Below are 21,591 nucleotides of genomic sequence, written 5' to 3' on the forward strand. Positions count from 1 at the left end.
GCAGCGATCTGGCACAACAACAAGACCGGCGCACCCGTCACCCGGTCACTGATCGCCTACGACCACTGACCGGGATATCGGAACTACTCGTCTAGGAGTCAGGAGTCAGGAGTCAGGAGTCAGGAGTCAGGAGCAGGGATACAGGAGGAGGAGCGGGGTCAGAGGAGCCGCGGCGGAGTGTTGCCGGCTGCGACGATGGCGCGGCGCATCGGGACCATTGCCAGCAGGATGCCACCCGCGACGAAGAAGACCACGAGCGACACGATGCCGATGCGGTAGCTGTTCGTCAGCTGGAAGACCAGGCCGAACGCGAGCGGGCCGAGCCAGCTGGTGCCCTTGTCGCTGATCTCGTAGAAGCCGTAGTACTCGCCCTCGCGGCCCTCCGGGATCAGCTGGCTGAACAGCGACCGGCTCAGCGCCTGGCTGCCGCCCATGACCAGGCCGATGCCGACACCCAGCAGCATGAACGGCACCGGCTCGCCCTTCGGGAGCCAGAACGCGACCAGGATGACCACCAGCCACAGGGCCAGGGCGATCAGCACCGTACGGCGGGCGCCGATGCGGGCGGCCAGCGCGCCGAGCAGCAGCGCGCCGCCGAACGCCAGGAACTGCACGATGAGGATCGTGATGATCAGGGTCGACTGTTCCAGGTTCAGTTCCTCGGTGCCGAACTGGCTGGCGAGGGCGATCACGGTCTGGATGCCGTCGTTGTAGACGAGGTAGGCGACCAGGAAGAACAACGTCAGTGGGTACGCCTTCAAGCTGCGCAACGTGTGCCCGAGCTGCCGGAACCCGTCGGTGAGCACGTTGCCGCGCGGGCCGGTGACCGCGGTGGGGTGCTCGCGCAGCCAGCGCAGCGGGATCAGGGTGAACGCCGCCCACCACACGCCCGCCGACACGATGCACCAGCGGGCCAGGTCCAGCGTACGGGCGTCGTCGCCGTCGACGCTGAGGACCGTGACCACGACCAGGTTGAGCAGCAGCAGCACACCGCCGCCGAGGTAGCCCAGCGCCCACCCGCGGCTGGACACCTTGTCGCGTTCGTCGGGGCCGGCCAGGCGCGGCAGGAACGAGTTGTAGACCACGACCGACGCGCCGAACGCGACGTTGGCGACGATGAACAACGCCCCGCCGAGCAGGTAGCGTTCCCCGGTCACGAACGCCATCGCCACGGTGGCGCCGGCGCCGACGAACGCGGCCCCCGCCAGCAGCGGCTTCTTGCGCGGGGCCCGGTCGGCGACCGCGCCCATCACCGGCAGCACGAAGACGGTGAGCAGGACCGACAGCGACACCAGGTACGGGAAGTACGAGCCCGCGGCGATGCCGATGCCCAGCGGATACACCCGTCCGTGGCACTCCTCGGCGCCGAGCGCGCACCCGGCGGCCTGCTCGGTGACCGAGGTCAGGAACGGGCCCAGGAACACCGTGATGACGGTGGTGGAGAACGCCGAGTTGGCCCAGTCGTAGAAGTACCAGCCGGTGCGTTCACGCGGGGTGCTGACGGTCATGGTGGCAGATCATGTCAGCCGTGCTCGCTCCACCAACGGGCGAGTGCGCCGGTGGCCGGGTCCTCGGAGCCGGCGAGCGCCGCCCACGGGTCGACGCCCGGCGGCAGGTCCTCGGCCGCGTACGCCGCCAGCTCCTGCGGGTCGACGGGGACGGCCCCGGCCCCGGCGGTGTGCAGGTCGGTCAGGCCGAGGCTGCCGGTGTCGATCCACGGGAACCCGTCGACCGGTTCGGGCAGCGGACCCACGTCGACGACCGGCGGGAACAGGCCGACCGGGTCGCCGGCCACCTCGACCGCGTCGGGGTCGGCGCCGATCGGGCCCATCCCGTGCCCGTCGGTGACGTCGACGACCTCGTGCACCGCGACGTCGTCGTACCCGGTGCCCGGCTCGGCGTGATCGTCCCAGCCGGGGTCGTCGTCGGCGCCGGGGCCGGGATCGTCGGGGAGTTCCCTGGGAAGATCGTCGTGGTGGGCGAACAGATCGTCCTGGAGATGGAACGGGTCCGCCTCCGGCAGCGGCTCCTCGTGGCCGGCGCCGGGGTCGTCGTGGTGACCCGGGTCGTCGTGGCCGCCGGGGTCGTGGAAGTCCGGCCAGCCGTACTCGTCGCTCATGCGTTCTCCTGACCGATGGATGCGGGTACGGGCGCCAGCGCCCGCGCCCGGTCGAGGACCTCGTCGGCGTTCCTGAGCTGGGCTCGCAGCTGCTGAAGCTCCGCCGTGGCTCGGGAGCGGCGCCGCGCGCGCCCGGCGGCGTCCTCGGCGGCGGCCGCGTCGATCTCGGCGATGTGCTCGTCCAGCTCCCGCAGGCGGCGTTCGACCGCGTCGTCGACGGCGACGCTGAGGGCGTACTGAAGATCGGTGAAGCGGTAGGAGATCTCGTCCTGCAGCGCCGCGCGGGCCTCGCTCAGCACGTCGCGCAGCCAGGCCCGGGCCTGCTGCCGGTCGGTCTGCACCCGGCGGCGGTAGAGCACGTACCCGCCGGCGGCCAGGCCGAGCCCCAGCCCGGCGACGGGGATCAGCAGCCCGCCGGCGACAGCCCCGCCGACGCCGAACACCGACGCGCCGAAGATCGCGCCGCGGCCGGCCATGAACGCGATGCCGCCCGCCGACATGGCGATGAGCAGGTTGTCGCCGGAGCCGTCGCGCGGCGGGCCGGCGGCGAGGGCGTGGCGCAGGGTGGCGTTGAGCCGGTCCAGCACCCCGGCCAGCTCCTCGTCGTCGAACACCTGCGCCAGGACCCGCTCGCCGACCTGCCGGAACGTGGCCCGCAGGTCGTCGGAGAGGCGTACGGCCACCGCTTCCAGCTCCGTGTCGACCTGGTCGGGCAGCGCCGCCAGGCCGTCGCCGCGCAGCTGCTCGATGCGGGCCGTCACGTCGGCCTGCAACGCCGCGATGCGGGTACGCAGCAGGCCCACGGTCTCCACCCGGGCACGCTGCGTCTCGGTGCTCAGCAGCAGGGCCCACTGCCGCGACTCGGTGCGCTTGCGGGCGGCCAGGGCGCTTCGCTCCGCGCGTACGCGGGCGGTCTCGGCCGGATCCGCCTCCGCCGCCTGGACCCGCGCCTGGGCGGCCTGTTCCAGGCGGGCCAGCTCGCCGCGCGCCGAGCGCAGGACGTTCGCCAGCTGCAGCTGGTGGCCGCGCCCGGCGAGCTCGACCAGCGCGTGCTGCAGCTCGGCGATGTGCGAGGCGTCGACGAGCGCGGCCTGCTCCCCGGCCGGTACGGCCAGGGCCAGCTCCGCCAGCCGCGCCGACACCGGGAACCACGGCGCGTCGGCGAACCGCGGCGCCCGCGCCCGCAGCAGCGCCCGGTTGTCCTCGGCGATGCGCCGCCAGCCCGGGTACGCGTCCACCTTGGTCAGCGCGAACACCACCGTGTCGACGCGTTCGCTGGCCGACACCAGGAACTCCAGCTCGGGCTGCGACAGCGGCGCGGACGCGTCGGCGACGAACAGCAGTGCGGTGGCCCGCTCGACGGCGTCCAGCGCGACGGCGGTGTGCGCCGGGTCGAGGCCGCCGACGCCGGGCGTGTCGAGCAGGCTGACGTACTGCAACAGCGGCGCCGGGTGGGTGATCTCGATGCGCCGCGGCGCGCGACCGCCGTCCGGGCCGCCGCGGCCGGTGGCCCACGCGCCGAGCAGGCTCAGGTCGAGGTCGACCGGTTCGGCGAGGCCGGGCACGTACGCGGCGGCGCCGGCCGTGGCCCCGGCGGTGAAATGCAGGTACGCGGCGGTGGCGACCGCGGCGTCGACGGGGGACAGGCCCGGCACCCCGAGCAGGGCGTTGACCAGCGAACTCTTGCCGCGTTTCGTCTCGCCGACGAGCACCACGGACGGCCGGGTCAGCCGACGCCGGCGCAGCTCGGCCAGCTCGGCGCCCGCGTCGGCGTCGGCGGCCCGGACGGCGGCCAGGGCGTCCCGCACGGCGGCATCGAGGCTCTGCGCGAGCTCCCGGGACCCGCTCACCGCCGCGCCTCCTGCTGCCGGATGGCCTGGGCCAGCAGGTGGAAGCCGCGGTGCGCGACCTGCGCCACCCGCGACTGGGCGGGACCCGCGCCGGCGACCGCGTACACCCGCCAGCGGTTCGCCGCCTCGACCGCGGCGGCGGCCAGCTCGGCGGCGTCCGCCCGGGGCAGGCGCAGCACGTAGCGGGCGTCGTCGGAGGTCGCCAGCCGGGTCAGTTCCTGTTCCCAGGCCACCGGCAGCGCCACCTTGCCGGTAGCGACGCGCTGCGCCACCTCCAGCAGCCGCAGCCGGTGGTAGGCGGGCTCGCGCAGCAGCCGTTCGGTGGCGGCGCGCAGCGTCTCCCGGTCGTCGCGGTCGCCGGTGTGCCCGGCGAGGCGTTCCAGGCGCGACAACGCCCAGCCCGCCTTGATCGCGTCGGCGCGCCAGCGCAGTGTCTGCTCCAGCGTGTGCCGCAGCCGCGGGAAGCCGGAGGCCGCCACCAGCCGCCGCACCAGTTCCCCGGTGCCCAGCTGCGGTTCGGCGCCGAGCTGGGCCAGGGCGAAGCCGACGCCGTACAGGTCGAGCAGGGTCAGCAACCGCTCGCGACGCTCGGGGCTGACCGGGGCGGGCCGGGTCCGGAACAGGTCGACGGAGGCGAGCAGCACCTGCAACTGGCCGGCCGGCAATCGAGCGAGTTCCTTCAGGGCGGTGCAGTCGGCCGCGGTGAGCCGCCCCGCCTCCCCGGTCTCGGCGAGCAACCCCACGACGGGCACGACCTCGGACACCGTACGAGCGAGAAGCGCGGCCTGCTGCTCGGCGAGGGGACCGGCGACCGGCCACGGATCCGCCGCGCCGCCGACCAGGGTGTCGACCTTGCCGAACACCCCCAGCGCGTTGATCGGGCTGCTGGCCAGCCGCGCCGACGCCGCCCGGAACGCCTCCAGGGCCCGGACGTCGTCGGCGCGCACCGCCTGGGTGAACACGTACACGACCGCCTCGGCGGCGGCGACCTCGGACGCGGAGTCCTCGTCGATGTCGGCGTCGAACGGTGCGGTCGGCTCGCCCAGCTCGGCCCGGGCGCGCGCCGACACGCGGGTGTCGGTCGACGCCAGGCCCGGCGTGTCGACCACCGTCAGGTCCCGCAGCTTCTCACTGGTCAGCGTCACGTCCACGTACGCGACCCGCCCCGCCGGTACGCCCAGGCGCTGCGGGATCATCCCGTCCTCGCCCAGCGGCAGGCTCGCGCGGGTGCCGTCGCGGCGTACCACGTCGACCCGGTCGGCCGGCCCGTACCGGAACCGGGTGACCACCCGCGTGCACTCGCCGACGGCCGTCGGCGCCACCCGGCGCCCGATCAGTGCGTTGACGAGTGTCGACTTTCCGGCTTTCAATCGTCCCGCGATAGCGACGCGTAGCGGCTCGGCGAGCCTCTCCCGGACCTGTTGCACCTGGCCAGCGGCTTCCGGACCGATCCCGGCCACGATCTCGTCACAGAGAGTGGCTACCCGGTCGGACAGCGGGCCGACGGTCATGACTCGTCAGCCGAGCACACATTCGGCGAGAATGTGCAGACCGCGGCGGTCGACGCAGACAAGGTGGCTGCCCTTCCCTTCACTGGGCAGGGCGGAATCGCCTGCCGCAGCACAGACTACGGACCAGGGGTCGCGGCAGGATCCCGTGTTCGTGCCAAGGGACGCTGCAGGGGGCGCAGCGGGATGGGGGCGTGCGTGTCACAGCAGGACCTGGCCGGGCTGGCCGCCGCGCACCTGCGCCGCCCGGGCCTCGTCGTGCTCACCGGAGCGCCGGGCGCCGGGCGCACCACGCTGCTGCGGCGCATCACCGCGACGGTCACCGGCCCCGCCCACACCGGCGGCGGGCTGGCCATGCTCGCGGCGGTGCCCGCGCTCGCCCTGTCCCGGGCGGTCAAGGCCCGGCTCCCCGCCCACGACGTCCCCCTGCTGGCCGAGGCGGTCCGCTCCCGCGTCCGCGCCGGGTTGCTCGTCCTCGACGATCTCCAGTACGCCGATCCGGCCACCCTCGCTGCCCTGCCGCACCTTGCCGCCCGCGTACGGGTGGTAGCCGCGCTCCGCACGCCGCACCGGCTCCCCGACGCCACGGTGACCGCCCTGCGCGACGCCGCGACGGCCTGGCTCGACATCGCCCCGCTCGACCCGCAGGCCGCCGCGGACCTGGCCCGCCGCACCGCCGGGCAGCTCGACGACGCCACCCTGGCCGCCGTGGTCGCGCGCGCCGGCGGCAACCCCCTGGCCGTGACCGCCCTCGCCCGCCAGGCCGGCGCCGGCCGCGGCGCCCCCGACACCGACGTCGACCAGGTCGCGTACGCGATCGCCACCGCCCTCGCCGACCTGCCGCGCCCCGCCCGCACGGCGCTGGCGGCGCTGGGCCTGCTCGGCCGCCCGGCGCCGCCCACGCTGCTGGGTGCCGGCGCCGACGCCCTGCACCGGGCCGGCCTCGTCCGCGCCGACGGGGACTCGGTCGTGCCGGTATCGGCGTACATCGCGGAGACCGCGGCCGGGCTGCTCGACGCGGACGCCCGCGCCGACCTGCACCGGGCGCTGGCCACCGTCACCCCCGACGCCGAGGCCGCCCGGCACCTCGCCGCCGCGGGGGAGGATCAGCAGGCGTACCGGAAGGCCCTGACGGCGGCCGACCGCACCGCCGGGGGTGAGCGGGCCGATCTGCTGCTGTTCGCCTGCTCGCTGCCGGGCGCGGCCCCGGCGCCACGGGTACGGATAGCGGCGGCCGACGCGCTGCTCGCCGTCGGACGCCCGCACGCCGCCGCCCGCGTCCTCACGGCCGGCACCCCCCGATCCGGCGCCTCCTCGGCCGGCGAACGCTCGGCGGTCGGCGCGCCGCTCGGTGTCGAGGCCGACGTGCTGAGGGGAGAGGCGTTGCTACAGGCCGGCGACCCGGCCGCCGCGCGCGCCGCGGTGCTGCCGGTTCCCGACGCCGCCGGCGCCACGGTCGTCGCGGCCCGCGACCGCATCCTGCTCCTCGCCGACCTGGCCACCGATCCCGCCGGCGCCCTCGACACGGCGGAGAAGATCGCCGCCCGTCACCCGGCCCCGTCGCCGGGCGTGGCGGCCGCGCTCGCCGCCGTCCGCGCCGCCCACCGCGTCCCCGGCTGGGAACGCGACCTGGCCGCCGCGGCCGCCGACGGGGTCGACCCGCTGACCGGCCGCTGGAGCGCGTGGCTGCTCGTCGAACACCTCGCCGCCGACGGACGCCTCGCCGACGCGGCGGACACGGCCCGCAAGGCGGCGGTGGCGTGCGAGGCGGACCTGGCATACAGCTGGCAGACCCGCTTCCTCGCGGTCGCCGGCTGGGCCGACGTCCTGCAGGGCCTGGGCTCCACCGCCGCCGTTGCGGGCCCCGCCGCCCGCCTCCGGGACGCCCCGGCCGATCTTCCGGGATCCGCCGCCGCCCTCCCCGGCGCTGCCGGGCTTCCGGGCGCCGCTGCCGATGACGCGGTGCGGCGCAGCGGTGACCTCGCCGACCGGGCACTGCCCGCGGACGCCCGCGCGTACGCGACCGCGGCGACCGCCCTGGTCGAGGCGGACACCGGCCTGCTCGCCGCCGCCCGGGGCCGGCTCGCGGCCCCCGACACCCACCCCGCCACCGCGTGGGTCGCCCGGGAAGCGGCATGGCTCGACGGGCAACCCGACCGGGCCGCCCAGCCCCTCGACCTCGCCACCACCGGGCTGCTCACCGGCCTGCACCACATCACCGCCCGCTGGGCCGCGTACGACTCCGGCGCCGGGGCCCGTTCGGCGTACGCGTCGGCGTTCGACATCGACGACGCCGCGCCGCCGATCCCGGCCGGGCTGCCGGCCGCCGCCCGCCGTACGCTGACCGCCTGGGCGACCGGCACCGGCTTCACCGCCGCCGCCGAGGCCTGGACCGGCACCGCCCGCCGCGAACAGATCCGCTGCCTGCTCGCCGCCGGCCTGCACGACACCGACCCGCAGCGCGCGGTCACCGCCCTGCTCCAGGCCGAACACCTCGCCGACGACGCCGGCCTGGTCGTCCTCGCCGGCCGGGCCCGCCGCGGCCTGCGCCGCCACCACGTGCACCGCGACACCCGCAGCCCCCGCTCCGGCAGCAACCTCACCCGCCGCGAGACCGACGTCCTGCGCCTGGTCGCGGCGGGCGAACCGACCCGGCGCATCGCGGGCCAACTGGGCATCTCGGCGGAGACGGTCGACACGCACATCAGGGCAGGGATGAGAAAACTCGGAGCCCGCACCCGTACGGAAGCAGCAGCGCTCGCCCTCACCCAGCTGGAAGCCGCCGACGGCCCGCCCGGCCCTCCGACGTACGGCCCCGCGGGGTACGGCCCGCTCGGCGGGTCCGGCTCTCCGGCATCTCCTGGCTTTCCCCATTCCTCCGGCGCCTCCGGTTCTTCCGGCGCGGCCGGGCGGCCGGGGCTCTCCGGGCGGCCGGGGCTCTCCGGGCGGCACGAGGATGAGGAGGGCCGGTGACGCGGCAGCCCGACGCTCCCCGCCACGTCGTCGCCTCCGGTTCCGAGGCCGACACCGTCGTGCGGCGCCTCGCCCGGGACGGCTGGGTCGTCCGCGAGGGTTTCGCGCTGACCGGCTCCGCGTGGGACGTCACCACGGAACGCCTGGTCCTGCACGGGCGCATCACCGACCGCGACACCCTGCAACTCGCCGTCCTCGCCGCGGCGCGCGGGGCGGGCATCGTCGCGGTGTGCGACGCGGACAGCACCATGGGCCGCGCCCTGATCGACGACCTGAGCCGGTTGGGGACGGTGCAGCTGGGCGCGGGCGGGCCGAATGCGGTGCCCGTCGAGGCGGGGGAGGCGGTGGCTGAGCTCGTACCGGAGCAGCGGGCCCTGCTGGACCGCCTGGCCGCCGGCGACACGATCGCCGCGGCCGCGGCGGCGGAGTTCCTGTCCCTGCGAACGGCCAACCGCCGGATCGCGGAGGCGCGCGCCCTGTTCGGCGTCCGCACCACCCGCGAAGCGGTCCTGGCCTACCTCCGCCAGCGCCGCACCCCCGACTGAGCCCACTCCGAGACGGCCGGCGGCTGCGGCTGGAGAATCCGCCCGCCGCCGGCGGCGATGGCCGTATCGATCGCCGCGCCTCCGCCCTGCCGACTCCGGCGGCGCTACCGGCCGATGAGGCGTCCGCCCTGCCGGCTCCGGCGCCACGGCCGAGCTTGCGCGGGGGCTCTTTCAGACCCGGCCGGCGAGCGGGACCGCCGGCCACTTCGCCGGCAAGGAGGAGATCGTCCGCTCCCTGTTCGCCCAGCGCGGCGACGAGGCGGACCGGCTCCTCGACTGGATCCGGTCCCAGCCCCCGACCGTGGACCTGGTCAGGACGGCGGTCCTGCGGTGGGTGGAGTCGTTCTCGGGCGACAAGCTCCACGGCATCCGCTTCCTGTCGGCGAACCCGCTGCTCGTGCGCACCCTGGCCCAGGACGGCAACCGCATCGGCACCACGCTGAGCACCCTGGTCGACGCCCTCGCCGCCCTCCTGCCGAATCCGGCCCCGGCGGACGTCCTGCACCTGCGGATGGCCCTGCTCAGCATCAACGCGGCCGTCGAGGCGGCCGGCCCGGACACCTTCACGGACGACGACATCCTGGCCGCCGCCCACCACAACGCGACGATCCTGATCGACGCCCTCCTCGCCCGATCAGCCACGCGCTGAGCGGGCAGCTCTCGCCGCCGCCCGACTGAGGGCGTCGCTCGCGTGCCCGCCGCCGACCCATCCGCCCCGACCACCCCTCTCGGCCGCGCCTCGCGCGGGACAGCCGTGCCGGAGCGGCCGGACGGTCAGCGGGCCGGAGGTGGCGAGGTGTTCGACGAGCAGCCGCGCGTCCGGCGGACGGTCAGCGGGTCGACGCCGGCGGCCAGGTCGCGTTCCCAGCCGGGGACGGCCGACGGTCAGCGGACCCGCGGCCGTTTGCGGACCCGGGACATGTCCGCCGGCCGCGTGGTGTCCACGAAGTGGGGAAGCTCCGGCTCGTCCTCGCGCAACGGCACCAGCGTGTCCGCGATCGCCTGCACGATCCGGTCGGTCGCCCGCATGGCCTGCGCCCCCGCCGTACCGGTGAGCCCGGACAGGTCCACCGGCTCACCGAAGCGGATCTGCACCACCGGCCGCCGCCACATCGCCCTGAGCACCGACCGCACGATGTCCGTCGGCGACGCGTACGGCAGCACCGCATGCGAACCCCACTGCGCCACGGGGATCACCGGCGCACCCGACATGGCCGCCATCCGCGCCACCCCGGTCTTGCCGCGCTCGGGCCACATCCACGGGTCCAGCCCGATCCGGCCCTCCGGGTACACCAGCACCACCGACCCGGCCTTCAACGCCTCCGCCGCCGTCGGCAGCGCCTCGGCCGCCCGCGCGGTGTACCGGTCGACCCGCAGGTGCCCGGAAGCCCGCATCGCCCATCCCGCGATCGGCGCATCGAACAGCCCGCCGGTCGCCATGAACCGCGGCGCCACCCCCGCGATGCTGCACGCCGCCGTCATGAGGATCGGATCGACCGGGCTCACATGGTTGGCAGCCAGAATCAACGGCCCCCGCCGCAGCTCCGCCGGCACCTCACCGGAGATCCGCAACCGGCAGATCAACGGCACCAGCACCCGCGAGAACCGCAGAAGCACCCGCCACACCCGAGGCACCCGCCACGACGCATCCATAAGTCCGCCATGATCGCACGCCCGGCCCTTCCCGGTGTCCCACCCCCGAACCCCGAGCCGGCCGAACTCCCACATCCCGCACCGCCGTGCGCCGCGCCCATGCCACAGCCGTCACGCCGCAGTCCGCCGCGCCCGTGTCGCAGTCCGTCACGCTGCAGTCTCCCGCAGTCCGTCACGCTGCAGTCTCCCGCGCCGCCGCGCCCGGGTCGCAGTCTCCCCGCGCCGCAGTCCGTCGCGCCCGCCGCCGTCAGCCCGCGTCGCGTAACTCCTGCAGCCGCGCCTCTATCTCCGCCAGCTCCGCCCGCAGCCGTTCCGCCTGCTGCTCCGCCTCCGCGCGCTCCGCCGCCAGGATCTGCTCCACCGCCTCCTGCACCCCCGGCACGTCGACCAGCGACACCATCCGCATGGCCTCCGCCGGCCGGATCACGTAGGGCTTCGCCAGCGCCTTCGCGCCCTGATTCGCCGCCACCGTCCACTCGCCGTCGGTGTAGGCCAGCGTCACCGTCAACCCCGGCGGCGGTTTCGGCTTGGCCACCCGGGCCGGCGCCTTCCGCGGAGCCGGAGCAGGAGCCGGCGCACCCGCCCCGTTCCCGCCAGCCCCGCCGTCCACCGCCGGGCCACCGCGCCCCGCCGCCGCAACACCCTGCTCTCCGCCCGGGGAACCCCCGTCGCCGCCCGCCCGCGAACCACCGGACCGCCCACCGCCGGAACCCGACCCCACCGCCACCGCCGCACCACTCCCACCCGAGGAACCACCGACCGAACCACTCACCGAACCATCCGACGGGCCACCTGAAGAACCACCTGAAGAACCACCTGACGAACTGCCCGGAGGGCCACCTGAAGAACCACCCGAGGAACCCGCCCGTCCACCCCGCGCGGCGACGATCGGCTTGTCGATCACAAACTCCGGCTCCGGCCGGGGCGGTGGCGCGGGCGGCGGGGGAGCCGCCTTGCGCGCGGCCGCGCCCTTCGGCGCCACCTGCAGATCACCGGGCGCGAACGGCAGCTCGTCGCGGCCGAACCGCACCACCACCCACTCGTCCGACTCCGCCGGATCGGTCAGCGCCACCACCTGACCCACCTGCCCGGCGATCTGCCCCGCCGACTCCGTGAACATCACGCGCGGCTTACGCCCGGCACCCAGCGCGTCGCCGATCACCCGCAACTCCTCGGGGCTCAGCCCGCGCACCCCGGTTCGCGCTGCCGCCATCGGTCACCCTCCCTCGAACGTGTGTTCCAACGTCGTCAGTTCTACCAGTACCCACCGACAAGAACCTCGTCAGCCCAGCCGGCCGGTCACCGGATCCCGATCCGTCACGCAGTACGACCGGCCGGCCGGGTCGCGCAGCGTCGTCCACGCCGCCTCGGTCCGCACCACCGCCGCACCGAGCTCGACATGGCGCCTGACCTCTGCATCCCGGTCGTCGGCCGCCACGTCGGGATGCATGCCGGACACCGGGCCGCCGATCCGCTGCAGCAGAAGACGCAACGGCATGCCGTCCGGGCGTACCAGAATCTCGAATTCGGGCCGGGAAGCCGGACGCCGGGGCCAACCCGTCACCGCCGCCCAGAAATCGGCCTCCGCCTCGAACACCGCACCCGGAATGTCCAGACACCACTGATCGACCAGGCTGCGCCCGCCCGGCCACGCCGCCGGCACCGGCCGCACGACCTCGCCCTGCCACGACACCAGGCAGAACAGCAGGCCCGCCGGCGACCGCAGCACCGCCAGCCCGCCCTCCTCGTGCACCACCACCGCACCGAGCCCCACCACCCGGCGCGCCTGCGCCGCCACCCGCTCCACGTGCAGATCCAGGTGGGCCCGCGCCGGGCCGTCACCCACCACCTGCACCCTCAGGTACGCGTCACCGCCGGCCGGAAGCAACGTGGCGAACTCGCCACCGGCCCCGCGCCGGGACGAGAGCCCCGACCCGGTGACGTCCCGCCAGAACTCCTCCGCCGCCCGGGACGGCGCATCGAGGAAGCCCGTCGTCCAGCGCACGAAAGTGTCAGACCCCGCCGATACGGTTCCCGCCATGACCGAGATCCTGCCCTGTCCGTCCCCGACGTCGCTCAGCGGGCGGCCTCCCGCAGCCTGCCCAGAAACCCCGACAGCAGCTCCAGCCCGGCGGGGGAGAGGGGCGGCACCCACCCGCGCCCCTACCTCGTCCTCGAAGACGGCTTCCGCCCCGGCCAGCGACGTGCGCCGGTCCTCGGGATTCGACCGGCGCACACAATGACCCGCCGCCTCGACCGGCCGGCCGCGTCCGGACGAGACGGGCCAGCTCGGCCCGCGCGTCTCAGGCGGCCCGAGTCGGCGTCACCGCGCGCTGCAGCCCGCCGGTGGACGACTCGGCGCCGGGAGGCCCTACGGCCATACCGCAGGCGGCCGGCGTTCCGGGCTCGAACGGCAGAATTCAGATGGTCGATAATTGACATTATGTCAACCTGAGCGCGGAACGGGGTGGTGAGCGGTGAGGTTCGGTGCGGCGGACCCGGTTACGGCCGATGCCACGGTACGTCGAAACCGCCGGCGTCCTCCGGAGTGTCGAATTTGTCGGCACTGAGGCTGCTGTCGGCGCGCCAACTCCGCATACCTCGGCACGCACCCGCACCGCCGGATCCACGCCACGGCACCCGTGCTCTTGCTCGTGCTCGACCGGCGCGCCAGCGTACCCGCGCCGGCGGTACCCGCACTCGTTGCTCCTGCTCGACCAGCGCGCCTGGCGTACCCGCGCCGGCGGATCGTCCACGCCACGGCGGCCGTGGCCCCACGTTGGCTGCGGCTCTTTGCCTCGGCCCCACGGGCTCGGCCTGGCAGCCGATGCCGGCACGCGGGACGGCATCGCTGGTGCGCCAAGTCGCGTCGAATTCGGGATGCTCGTGGATCGCGGACGGTTCGGGGTGTCGGTGAATGGGTCTTTCCTGCATAATATTCCTTATGCAGGACAATCAAGACATTCCGGTCGAGGCGCTTGTGGAGGAGTTTCTCGGGGCGCGGGCCGTTCGGAAGCCGTCGGAGCACACGCTGCTCGCCTATCGGCGGGACCTGCATGCTGTGCTGCGGCTGATCGGTGAGAATGTCACTCTGGGTGACCTCTCCCCCCGTGTCCTGCGGTCGGCGTTTGCGCGGTTCGCGGCCGGGCGGGCTCCTGCCTCGGTGTATCGGGCCTGGTCGAGCTGGAATTCGTTCTTCGGGTTCCTGGTGGTGGACGGCGTGGTGGCCGGGAATCCGATGCCCGCGGTCGGTAAGCCTCGGATGGCGACCCCCTCCCCTAAGCCGCTGCGTGGTGAGGACACGCCCGAGCAGTTGCTCGCGGCCGTGAACCAGGTCGACGAGCGGCAGCGGGATCCGTGGCCCGAGCGGGATGTGGCCGTGCTGGCGCTTGCCCTGTGTGCCGGGTTGCGGCTGTCGGAGTTGCTGGCGTTGCGGGCCGGGTCCGTGATGGGGCGGCCGGGTGAGCGGCGGGTCGAGGTGGCGGGCAAGGGTGGGCGGCCGCGTGCGGTGCCGATCGAGCCCGAGCTCGATGCCGTCGTGGAGCGGTACGTGGAGAGCCGCCGGCTGCGGTTCGGGCGGGTGCGGCCGGATGATCCGCTGCTGGTGGATCGGCGGGGTGAGCCGTTGCGGCGGGGCGGGCTGCAGTATCTGGTGCAGTCGTGTTTCCGGCGGGCCGGGGTGTCGGATCGGGTGCCGCGAGGTGCGCAGTTGCACGCGTTGCGGCATACGTTCGCGACCCGGCTGGCCGAGGACGGGGCGAACGCTTCGGAGATCATGCGGTTGCTGGGGCACGCGTCGTTGACGACGTCGCAGGGCTACATCGAGGTGACGGCGGCGCAGCAGCGGGCGGCGGTGCGCGCGAACCGAACGAACCGCGCGCTGGGTCGGCTGCAGTGAGAGCGGCCTGACGGACCGCGCGCTGCGACAGTCGCAGTGAGAGCGGCACGGCCGGAGAGCCGCCGGCGAAAGCAGGGAGCCGGGAAAGCACAGAGCCGGGGAAAGCGCGGAGCCGGGCGGGAGAGGACGGCGTGGTCAGGGGGCGGTGAGGGCCTGGTGGATCGCGACGAGCAGGTCCGCCCGGGTGAACGGCTTCTCCAGCAGCGTGATCGTCGGGTCGAGGGTGCCGTGGCTGGCCAGGACCGGCGTCGCGTAGCCGGACATGTACAGCACGCGCAGGTCGGGGCGTACGGCCGCGACCTGTTTGGCGAGGGCCGTGCCGAGCATGGTCGGCATGACCACGTCGGTGAGCAGGAGGTCGATCCGGCCGGGGTGGTGCTGGGCGAGGTCGATCGCCGCCGTCACGTCGTCCGGGGCGAGGACCTGGTAGCCGCTGGTGGTCAGGGTCCGGCGGCAGATGTGGCGCAGGGCGGGTTCGTCCTCGACGAGCAGGACCGTCCTGCCGTGGCCGTCGAGGCCGTCGGTCGGGGGTGGGCCCGCGGCGACGGTGGTGGGCTGGCGGTTGGTGATGGGCAGCAGGACGCTGATGGTGGTGCCCATGCCCTCCTCGGAGTGGATGTTGACCGTGCCGCCGGCGCCGGTGACGATGCCGTAGACCATGGCCAGGCCGAGGCCGGTCCCCTGGCCCTGGGGTTTGGTGGTGAAGAAGGGTTCGAAGACGCGGTCGATGACGTCGCGGGGCATGCCGGTGCCGGTGTCGCTGACGCGCAGGCGGGCGTATTCGCCGGCGGGGACCGGCGGGCCCTGGACGCGGTAGTCGCTGTCGACGAGGACGCTGCCGGTCTCGATGGTGAGGGTGCCGCCGGAGGGCATCGCGTCGCGGGCGTTGACGGCGAGGTTGACCAGGACCTGTTCGAGCTGGCCGGGGTCGGCGAGGACGGGGCCGCAGTCGGCGAGGTGGACGTTGAGGGTGATGTGTTCGCCGATGGAGCGGCGGAGCATGTCCTCGACGCCGCGGACGACCTGGGTGAGTTCGAGGACCTGGGGGCGGGTGACTTCCTGGCGGGCGAAGGCGAGCAGTTGGCGGGTGAGGTCGCCGCCGCGGCGGGCGGCGCGCAGGATCTGCTGGATGTCGCGGTGCACCTCGGTCCAGGCCGGGATGCCGGGGCGGCCGTCGGAGGTGGCGGTGTCGCTGATGAACTCGGCGTAGTTGATGATGACGGCGAGCAGGTTGTTGAAGTCGTGGGCGACTCCCCCGGCGAGTTGGCCGAGGCTTTCGATGCGCTGGGTGCGCTGGAGTTGTTCCTGGAGTTTGGCGCGGTCGGCGTCCTCGCGCAGGCGGGCGCGTTCGGCCTCGGCGACGAGGCGGTCGCTGATGTCGCGTACGGCGGCGGAGACGATCAGGCCGGTGTCGGTGTGCAGGCCGGAGAGGCTGATCTCGGCGGGGAAGACGGTGCCGTCCTTGCGTTTGGCGCGCAGGGGCTGGCCGCTGCCCATGGCGCGGTGCACGGGGTGGTCGGCGTAGCGGCGGCGCAGGCCGCGGTGGGCGGTGGTGAGGTCGTCGGGGACGAGGACCTCGATGGGTTCGCCGAGCAGTTCGCCGCGGGTGTAGCCGAAGAGTCGTTCGGCCTGGGTGTTGACGAAGACGATCCGGCCGGTGGCGTTGGTGCCGACGACCGCGTCCGGGGCGGCGTCGAGGAGTTGTTCGAACACCCGGTTGGAGACGGTGTCGATGTCGAGCATGTCGGCCGCCAATCCGGTGCTTCGGTCGCCTGGTGCCGTCCCTATTCGTAGCGCATGGTGGCGGGCTGGGAGGGTGGTTCGGTGGTCTTGCACCGGTGGCCGGTCACCCTGTGCGGGGTGACCGGCCATTTTTGGCGTACGTGTGTCAGCTGTTGAGGAAGGTGAGCAGTGCCTCGTTGAACTCGGTGGGGTGGGAGGCGTTGATGCCGTGGGGCCCGTTCTCGATGACGACGAGCTGGGCGCCGGGGATGCTCTCGGCGGTGCGGCGGCCGCTGTTCTCGATGGGGACGATGGCGTCGCTGTCACCGTGGATGACCAGGGTGGGGATGCTGATCTTGGCGAGGTCGCCGCGGAAGTCGGTGCGGCCGAAGGCGGTGATGCAGTCGAGGGTGCCCTTGGCGGAGGCGACGTGGGCGAGTTCCTGGGCGTAGCGGACCTGGTTGTCGCTCACCTTGAGGGTGCCGCCGGCGGTGAAGAAGTTCTGGGCGAAGCCGTCGACGAAGGCGATGCGGTCGGCGATGACGCCGTCCTGGAAGGCCTTGATGGTGGCGTCGTCGAGGGCGCCGTCGGGGTTGTCGTCGCTCTTGTAGAGGTACGGCGGGACGGCGCCGGCGAAGACGGCCTTGCTGATCCGGGCGCTGCCGTAGGTGCCGAGGTAGCGGGCCACCTCTCCCCCGCCCATGGAGAAGCCGACGAGGGTGACGCCGGTGAGGTCGAGCTGGGTGAGCAGGGCGTCGAGGTCGGCGGCGAAGGTGTCGTAGTCGTAGCCGGTCCAGGGCTGGCTGCTCTTGCCGAAGCCGCGGCGGTCGTACGTGATGACCCGCTTGCCGTCGGCGACGAGGGCCGGGATCTGGGCTTCCCAGCTGCGGCCGGACAGCGGCCAGCCGTGGATGAGGACGACGGGGTCGCCGGTGCCGAAGTCCTCGTAGTAGAGGTCGACTCCGGTGCTGACGGTGGCGTAGGGCATGACGCTTCCTTTCGATCGAGGGGTGGTGGTGTTTCTCAGGCGAGGGTGAGGGTGACGTCGACGTTGCCGCGGGTGGCGTTGCTGTACGGGCAGACCTGGTGGGCGGCGTCGAGCAGCTCCCTGGCGGTGGCCTCGTCGACGCTGGGGAGTTCGGCCTCGATGGCGATGGTGAGGCCGAAGCCGCCCTTGTCGTCGGGGCCGATGCCGACGTCGACGGTGACGGCGACGTCGGTGAGGGTGATCTTCCGGCCGCGGGCCACGGTCTTGAGGGCGCCGTGGAAGCAGGCGGCGTAGCCGGTGGCGAAGAGCTGTTCGGGGTTGGTGAGGTGGCCGCCGGGGCCGCCCATCTCCTTGGGGACGGCGAGGTCGAGGTCGAGCACGCCGTCGCTGGAGCGGCTGTGTCCGCTGCGGCCGTCGCCGGTGGCGGTGGCGGAGGCGGTGTAGATGGCAGGCATCGGGTTCTCCTGTCAGATGGTGCGGGTTGCCGCGCCGCGGATGCGGCCGAGCAGGTGTTGCAGGGTCTGGAACTCCTCGGCGCTGAGGTCGAGGGCGCAGGCCAGCCGTTCGGGCAGGTCGGCGACGCGGTGTTCGAGGTCGGTGCCGGCGTCGGTGGGGCTGATCCAGACGACGCGTTCGTCGTGGGTGCCGCGTTCGCGGCGGATGAGGCCCTGGTGTTCGAGGCGTTTGAGCAGGGGCGAGAGGGTGCCGCTGTCGAGGCGCAGGGCGGCGCCGAGGTCGCGGACGGTGATGCGGCCGCGGTGCCAGATGACGCGTAGGGCGGCGTATTGCGGGTAAGTGATGCCGAGGGCGTCGAGAGCGGGCCGGTAGAGGCCGGTCATGGCCCGTGAGGCTGCGTAGAGCTCGAAGCAGATCATCTGCTCGAGGCCGGTGCTCTCTTCCATGCCGAGAACGCTAGTGCGCAATTGAGTTGTGCGCAACCTATGTGTGCCCGGCGCCACACTAGGATCGGGACGTGATCACCTTCGTGCGACTCCCGGTGGCCGCCATGCGGGCCCTGATCGACGGCGACGTGGCCCGCGCCGGCGAGCTCGCCGGCGCTCCCCTGACCGAGTGGCTGCGCAGCGAGAAGTGGCTGTGGGAGATCCGGGTACGCCAGATCGAGCAGGACCCCGCGTCCGAGGACTGGGTGGCCCGCGCGGCGTTCGCCGGCGGCCACCTCGTCGGGCACGGCGGCTTCCACGCCCCACCGGACGCCGAGGGCCGCGTCGAGGTCGGTTACTCGGTCGATCCGGCGTACCGGAGACGGGGTTTCGCCAAGGCGATGCTCGGCGAGCTGATCCGGCGCGCCGAGGCCGACCCGCGGGTCAAGGCGGTGCGGGCCAGCATCCGTCCGGACAACACGGCCTCGCTCGCCACCATCGCCGGCTTCGGCTTCGAGAAGATCGGCGAGCAGTGGGACGAGGAGGACGGCCTGGAGATCGTCTACGAGCGGCCGGCCTGAGCGGGGTCGAGGTGCACCACGAGCGGGCGGTGGTCGGAGACGGCGACGGCCGGGGTGCGGACCTGCACGACCGGGCCGAGGCGGGCGCCGCCACGCGGGTCGGCGAGGATGTGGTCGAGCTGGGCGCGCGGCGCCGGGCTCGGGTACGTCGGCCGCCGCGCGAGGCTGCGCCAGCCGGTGAAGGCGCGCACCGGGCCGGCGGGCAGGTTCAGGTCGCCGAGCAGCACCCTCGGCGCGGGCAGGGCGCGCAGGGCCCGGACGGCGGCCCGCAGCTGGCGCAGGTTCCAGCCCGGCACGAACGACAGGTGGGTGGTGGCGACCGTCATCGGCCCGCCCGGCGCGTCGATGACGGCGGCGATCAGCACCCGCGGCTCGTCCTTGAGCATCAGCAGGCCGCCGTCGGGGCCGGGGATCCAGACCGGCGAGCGTACGGGCGCCGCCGGCAGCGGGGTGATCTGCCAGCGCGCCACCGGGTAGCGGCTGACCAGGGCGATCCCGTACAGCGGATGGACGTTGTCGGCCTCGGAGCGCCAGGGCCGCCAGGTCTCGCCGGGGGTGCCGGCGACGGCCGCGGCGAAGCGGTGGGCGGGGGCGCCGAGGGCCTCCGCGGCGATGGCGGTGAGGTCGAGGTGGCCGCTGCGGGGCTGGGCGCGGTCGACCTCCTGCAGGCCGAGGACGTCGGCGTCGAGGTCGGCGACGGCGGTCGCCACCCGCTCGGCGTGTACGTTGCCGTCGGAGAGGGACCTGCCGTGCAGCAGGTTGAAGGTGGCCAGGCGCACGGGACAAGACCTTATCGAGGTACGCGGGGAGGTGCTGTGTTCAAAGCGGTGTGCTGTGCGGCGTCGGTGTTCCTGCTGATCGGGACGGCGGGGATCTGGCTGCGGAGGCGCCGGGGCCGGTAGTCCATTCTGTCAGGCGTGGATGCGTTCTCGGTCGTTACTCTGCTGGGTGCGGCGACGGCGGCGGGCTGGGTCGACGCGGTGGTCGGCGGCGGTGGCCTGCTGCTGCTCCCGGCGTTGCTGATCGCCGCGCCGGGGCTGCCGCTGGCCACCGCGCTGGGCACCAACAAGCTGGCCGCGGTGGCGGGCACGAGCACGGCGGCTTTCACGTACGCGCGGCGCACGAAGCTGGACTGGCGGGTGGCCGGGCCGGCGGCGGGGCTGGCGGTGGTGGTCTCCGGGCTGGGTGCGCTGCTGGCCGGGGTGGTGCCGGCGGCGGCGTACCGGCCGGTGGTGCTCGGCGTGCTGGTGGCGGTGGCGCTGTTCGTGACGCTGCGCCCGGCGATGGGCCTGGTGGCGGACCCGCTCAAGCGCACCCCGGCGCGCACGGTGGCGGTGATCGCGGTCGCCGGCGGGCTGATCGCGGCGTACGACGGGCTGATCGGCCCCGGTACCGGCACGTTCCTGGTGCTGGCGTTCACCACCGTCGTGGGCGCGGACTTCGTGCACGGCTCGGCCATGGCGAAGATCGTGAACACGGGTACGAACCTGGGCGCGCTCGCGGTGTTCGGCGCCACCGGGCACGTGCACTGGCAGCTGGGCGCGGCGATGGCGGTGTGCAACATCGGCGGGGCGGTGCTCGGTGCCCGGATGGCGCTGCGCCGCGGCTCCGGCTTCGTCCGCGTGGTGCTGCTGGTGGTCGTGCTCGCCCTGATCGTGAAGCTGGGGATAGATCAGTTCCGCGCCTGAGCCGTGCCGCAGAATGGGCGCATGACCGACGACGACCTCATCGCCCGGCTCGAGGAGCAGGAGCGGCGGCTGCTGTTCCCGCGCTTCGACAACGCGGACGCGTGGCACCTGGGCAGCCTGCTCGTGGACCTGGCCACCGGCCGGGACCTGCCGGTGGCCATCGACATCCGGCGCGGCACCCAGCAGCTGTTCCACGCGGCGCTGCCGGGCAGCACCGCGGACAACGACAGCTGGATCGTGCGCAAGGTGCGGGTGGTGGAACGCTTCGCCGCGTCGTCGTACCTGGTGGGGCGGCGGCTCGCGGCGAAGGGCGACACGCTGGACGCGACGTTCGGCGTGGACCCGGCCGACTACGCGGCCCACGGCGGCGCTTTCCCCGTACGCGTGGACGGGGTGGGTGTGGTCGGGGTCGTGACCGTGTCGGGGCTGCCGCAGGCCGACGACCACGCCCTGGTGGTCGAGGCGATCGAGTCCTACCTGGCGGAGTGACCCAGGGCCGCCTCGACGCCCGCCTTGTCCAGCCCGAGCCCGCCGAGCACCCCGCCGCCCTGGGCCTCCTCCAGCATGGCCAGCAGGATGTGCCCGGTCCGCACGGTGTCGTCGCCCAGGCGCAGCGCCTCCCGGAAGGTGAGCTCGAGCACCTTGCGTGACCGCGCGTCGTACGGGATCAGCTCCGGCAGCGTCCCCCCGGGCGCCGCGGGCAGCGCGGCCATCGCGGCGTCCCGGGCCCGGCCCAGGTCCCCGATCGCCGCGTGCGCCCCGGCGCCGGGCACGTCGAGCATCCCCAGCAGCAGGTGCTCGGGGTGGATCTCGGGATGCCCGGTGGCCTTCGCGGCGTTCATGGAGCCCACGACGGTGCTGCGCGCGTTCTCGCCGAACCGGCTGAAACCCTGCGACGGGTCGAGGTCGCTCTTGGGCACGAACCGCTTCTGTGCGGCCTGCTTCGACACGCCCATGCTCTGGCCGATGTCGGTCCAGGAGGCGCCGGAGCGCCGGGCCTGGTCGACGAAGTGCCCGATGAGATGGTCGGCGAGCTCCCCCAGATGATCGGCGAGCAGCACGGCGTCGGACAGCCGCTCGAGCGGCGCATCGGGCCGGTTCGTGGTGATGGCGTGAATAAGCTCGTCAAGCCGCACAGGCGGCGTCAGCTGCGTCATGTCGTCAACCATAGGTTGACGGTGGCGC

19 protein-coding genes and 2 pseudogenes are annotated in these 21,591 nt (G+C 74.0%); 7 read left to right on the plus strand and 14 right to left on the minus strand.

Annotation, left to right across the window (positions count from 1 at the left end; all coding sequences use genetic code 11):
- Nucleotides 1-158 precede the first annotated feature (158 nt).
- The 4 genes from CLV70_RS00005 to CLV70_RS00020 are packed head-to-tail and all read right to left on the minus strand — an operon-like array spanning nt 159 to nt 5,480.
- Nucleotides 159-1,508, minus strand: coding sequence for an MFS transporter (locus tag CLV70_RS00005; protein WP_106124232.1), 1,350 nt, complete (start codon nt 1,506-1,508; stop codon nt 159-161).
- A gap of 14 nt (nt 1,509-1,522) precedes the next feature.
- On the minus strand, nt 1,523-2,119 hold the full coding sequence (locus CLV70_RS00010) for a hypothetical protein (protein WP_106124233.1): 597 nt from the start codon (nt 2,117-2,119) through the stop codon (nt 1,523-1,525).
- Complete coding sequence (locus CLV70_RS00015) at nt 2,116-3,969, minus strand: dynamin family protein (protein WP_106124234.1); 1,854 nt, start codon at nt 3,967-3,969, stop codon at nt 2,116-2,118. Before CLV70_RS00015 ends, CLV70_RS00010 begins: the two co-directional genes overlap by 4 nt.
- Nucleotides 3,966-5,480, minus strand: coding sequence for a dynamin family protein (locus CLV70_RS00020; RefSeq protein WP_106124235.1), 1,515 nt, complete (start codon nt 5,478-5,480; stop codon nt 3,966-3,968). The genes CLV70_RS00015 and CLV70_RS00020 overlap by 4 nt, the downstream gene beginning before the upstream one ends.
- A gap of 195 nt (nt 5,481-5,675) precedes the next feature.
- On the opposite strand from CLV70_RS00020, the gene CLV70_RS00025 reads away from it, so the two are divergent.
- The 3 genes from CLV70_RS00025 to CLV70_RS00035 all read left to right on the plus strand — a co-directional run bounded on the left by CLV70_RS00025 (nt 5,676) and on the right by CLV70_RS00035 (nt 9,644).
- Complete coding sequence (locus CLV70_RS00025) at nt 5,676-8,450, plus strand: LuxR C-terminal-related transcriptional regulator (RefSeq protein ID WP_245907929.1); 2,775 nt, start codon at nt 5,676-5,678, stop codon at nt 8,448-8,450.
- The gene (locus tag CLV70_RS00030) at nt 8,447-8,995 is read left to right on the plus strand and encodes a LuxR family transcriptional regulator (RefSeq protein WP_106124237.1); all 549 of its coding nucleotides are present in this window, start codon (nt 8,447-8,449) and stop codon (nt 8,993-8,995) included. The genes CLV70_RS00025 and CLV70_RS00030 overlap by 4 nt, the downstream gene beginning before the upstream one ends.
- 301 nt (nt 8,996-9,296) lie before the next feature.
- On the plus strand, nt 9,297-9,644 hold the full coding sequence (locus CLV70_RS00035; RefSeq protein ID WP_106124238.1) for a hypothetical protein: 348 nt from the start codon (nt 9,297-9,299) through the stop codon (nt 9,642-9,644).
- 236 nt (nt 9,645-9,880) lie between these two features.
- Here the strand turns inward: CLV70_RS00035 and CLV70_RS00040 are convergent, their stop codons facing one another.
- The 4 genes and pseudogenes from CLV70_RS00040 to CLV70_RS00055 all read right to left on the minus strand — a co-directional run bounded on the left by CLV70_RS00040 (nt 9,881) and on the right by CLV70_RS00055 (nt 12,689).
- Nucleotides 9,881-10,648 (minus strand): lysophospholipid acyltransferase family protein, encoded by a 768-nt coding sequence (locus CLV70_RS00040; RefSeq protein ID WP_106124239.1) that lies wholly within the window; start codon nt 10,646-10,648, stop codon nt 9,881-9,883.
- A gap of 247 nt (nt 10,649-10,895) precedes the next feature.
- A pseudogene (locus tag CLV70_RS41940) lies at nt 10,896-11,213 on the minus strand (hypothetical protein); the annotation flags it as partial.
- A gap of 324 nt (nt 11,214-11,537) precedes the next feature.
- Nucleotides 11,538-11,861 (minus strand): annotated as a pseudogene (locus CLV70_RS00050) (hypothetical protein); the annotation flags it as partial.
- Nucleotides 11,862-11,930: 69 nt separating this feature from the next.
- Nucleotides 11,931-12,689, minus strand: coding sequence for a VOC family protein (locus CLV70_RS00055; protein WP_106124240.1), 759 nt, complete (start codon nt 12,687-12,689; stop codon nt 11,931-11,933).
- Nucleotides 12,690-13,592: 903 nt separating this feature from the next.
- On the opposite strand from CLV70_RS00055, the gene CLV70_RS00060 reads away from it, so the two are divergent.
- Nucleotides 13,593-14,546, plus strand: coding sequence for a tyrosine-type recombinase/integrase (locus CLV70_RS00060; protein ID WP_106124947.1), 954 nt, complete (start codon nt 13,593-13,595; stop codon nt 14,544-14,546).
- 135 nt (nt 14,547-14,681) lie between these two features.
- Here the strand turns inward: CLV70_RS00060 and CLV70_RS00065 are convergent, their stop codons facing one another.
- The 4 genes from CLV70_RS00065 to CLV70_RS00080 form a co-directional block, all read right to left on the minus strand.
- Nucleotides 14,682-16,289, minus strand: coding sequence for an ATP-binding protein (locus CLV70_RS00065; RefSeq protein ID WP_106124948.1), 1,608 nt, complete (start codon nt 16,287-16,289; stop codon nt 14,682-14,684).
- Nucleotides 16,290-16,434: 145 nt separating this feature from the next.
- On the minus strand, nt 16,435-17,256 hold the full coding sequence (locus CLV70_RS00070; protein ID WP_106124241.1) for an alpha/beta fold hydrolase: 822 nt from the start codon (nt 17,254-17,256) through the stop codon (nt 16,435-16,437).
- A gap of 35 nt (nt 17,257-17,291) precedes the next feature.
- Nucleotides 17,292-17,711: an organic hydroperoxide resistance protein gene (locus CLV70_RS00075; RefSeq protein WP_106124242.1), complete on the minus strand. Its 420-nt coding sequence runs from the start codon at nt 17,709-17,711 to the stop codon at nt 17,292-17,294.
- 12 nt (nt 17,712-17,723) lie between these two features.
- Nucleotides 17,724-18,158: a MarR family winged helix-turn-helix transcriptional regulator gene (locus tag CLV70_RS00080; protein WP_170148555.1), complete on the minus strand. Its 435-nt coding sequence runs from the start codon at nt 18,156-18,158 to the stop codon at nt 17,724-17,726.
- 71 nt (nt 18,159-18,229) lie between these two features.
- On the opposite strand from CLV70_RS00080, the gene CLV70_RS00085 reads away from it, so the two are divergent.
- Nucleotides 18,230-18,718: a GNAT family N-acetyltransferase gene (locus tag CLV70_RS00085; protein ID WP_245907930.1), complete on the plus strand. Its 489-nt coding sequence runs from the start codon at nt 18,230-18,232 to the stop codon at nt 18,716-18,718.
- Here CLV70_RS00085 and CLV70_RS00090 read toward each other — a convergent pair.
- Complete coding sequence (locus CLV70_RS00090; RefSeq protein ID WP_106124243.1) at nt 18,700-19,497, minus strand: endonuclease/exonuclease/phosphatase family protein; 798 nt, start codon at nt 19,495-19,497, stop codon at nt 18,700-18,702. The genes CLV70_RS00085 and CLV70_RS00090 overlap by 19 nt on opposite strands.
- A 138-nt stretch (nt 19,498-19,635) precedes the next feature.
- Here CLV70_RS00090 and CLV70_RS00095 point away from each other — a divergent pair, with 138 nt between their 5' ends.
- Both CLV70_RS00095 and CLV70_RS00100 read left to right on the plus strand, forming a co-directional pair.
- Complete coding sequence (locus CLV70_RS00095; protein WP_106124244.1) at nt 19,636-20,406, plus strand: sulfite exporter TauE/SafE family protein; 771 nt, start codon at nt 19,636-19,638, stop codon at nt 20,404-20,406.
- Between the two features lie 21 nt (nt 20,407-20,427).
- On the plus strand, nt 20,428-20,895 hold the full coding sequence (locus CLV70_RS00100) for a heme-degrading domain-containing protein (protein ID WP_106124245.1): 468 nt from the start codon (nt 20,428-20,430) through the stop codon (nt 20,893-20,895).
- On the opposite strand, the gene CLV70_RS00105 is transcribed toward CLV70_RS00100, so the two are convergent.
- Nucleotides 20,880-21,563, minus strand: a complete 684-nt coding sequence (locus CLV70_RS00105; protein ID WP_106124246.1) for a Clp protease N-terminal domain-containing protein — start codon at nt 21,561-21,563, stop codon at nt 20,880-20,882. The two genes, CLV70_RS00100 and CLV70_RS00105, sit on opposite strands and share 16 nt — an antisense overlap.
- Nucleotides 21,564-21,591 lie beyond the last annotated feature (28 nt).

Origin of the sequence: Pseudosporangium ferrugineum, assembly GCF_003002065.1 — a bacterium.
Classification (GTDB): domain Bacteria; phylum Actinomycetota; class Actinomycetes; order Mycobacteriales; family Micromonosporaceae; genus Actinoplanes; species Actinoplanes ferrugineus_A.

Coding starts and splice junctions, on each gene's coding strand:
- CLV70_RS00005 (WP_106124232.1), bottom strand. CDS start 1,508: ATGACCGTCAGCACCCCGCGTGAACGCACCGGCTGGTACTTCTACGAC.
- CLV70_RS00010 (WP_106124233.1), bottom strand. CDS start 2,119: ATGAGCGACGAGTACGGCTGGCCGGACTTCCACGACCCCGGCGGCCAC.
- CLV70_RS00020 (WP_106124235.1), bottom strand. CDS start 5,480: ATGACCGTCGGCCCGCTGTCCGACCGGGTAGCCACTCTCTGTGACGAG.
- CLV70_RS00040 (WP_106124239.1), bottom strand. CDS start 10,648: ATGGATGCGTCGTGGCGGGTGCCTCGGGTGTGGCGGGTGCTTCTGCGG.
- CLV70_RS00055 (WP_106124240.1), bottom strand. CDS start 12,689: ATGGCGGGAACCGTATCGGCGGGGTCTGACACTTTCGTGCGCTGGACG.
- CLV70_RS00060 (WP_106124947.1), top strand. CDS start 13,593: ATGCAGGACAATCAAGACATTCCGGTCGAGGCGCTTGTGGAGGAGTTT.
- CLV70_RS00065 (WP_106124948.1), bottom strand. CDS start 16,289: ATGCTCGACATCGACACCGTCTCCAACCGGGTGTTCGAACAACTCCTC.
- CLV70_RS00070 (WP_106124241.1), bottom strand. CDS start 17,256: ATGCCCTACGCCACCGTCAGCACCGGAGTCGACCTCTACTACGAGGAC.
- CLV70_RS00075 (WP_106124242.1), bottom strand. CDS start 17,711: ATGCCTGCCATCTACACCGCCTCCGCCACCGCCACCGGCGACGGCCGC.
- CLV70_RS00080 (WP_170148555.1), bottom strand. CDS start 18,158: ATGGAAGAGAGCACCGGCCTCGAGCAGATGATCTGCTTCGAGCTCTAC.
- CLV70_RS00100 (WP_106124245.1), top strand. CDS start 20,428: ATGACCGACGACGACCTCATCGCCCGGCTCGAGGAGCAGGAGCGGCGG.
- CLV70_RS00105 (WP_106124246.1), bottom strand. CDS start 21,563: ATGACGCAGCTGACGCCGCCTGTGCGGCTTGACGAGCTTATTCACGCC.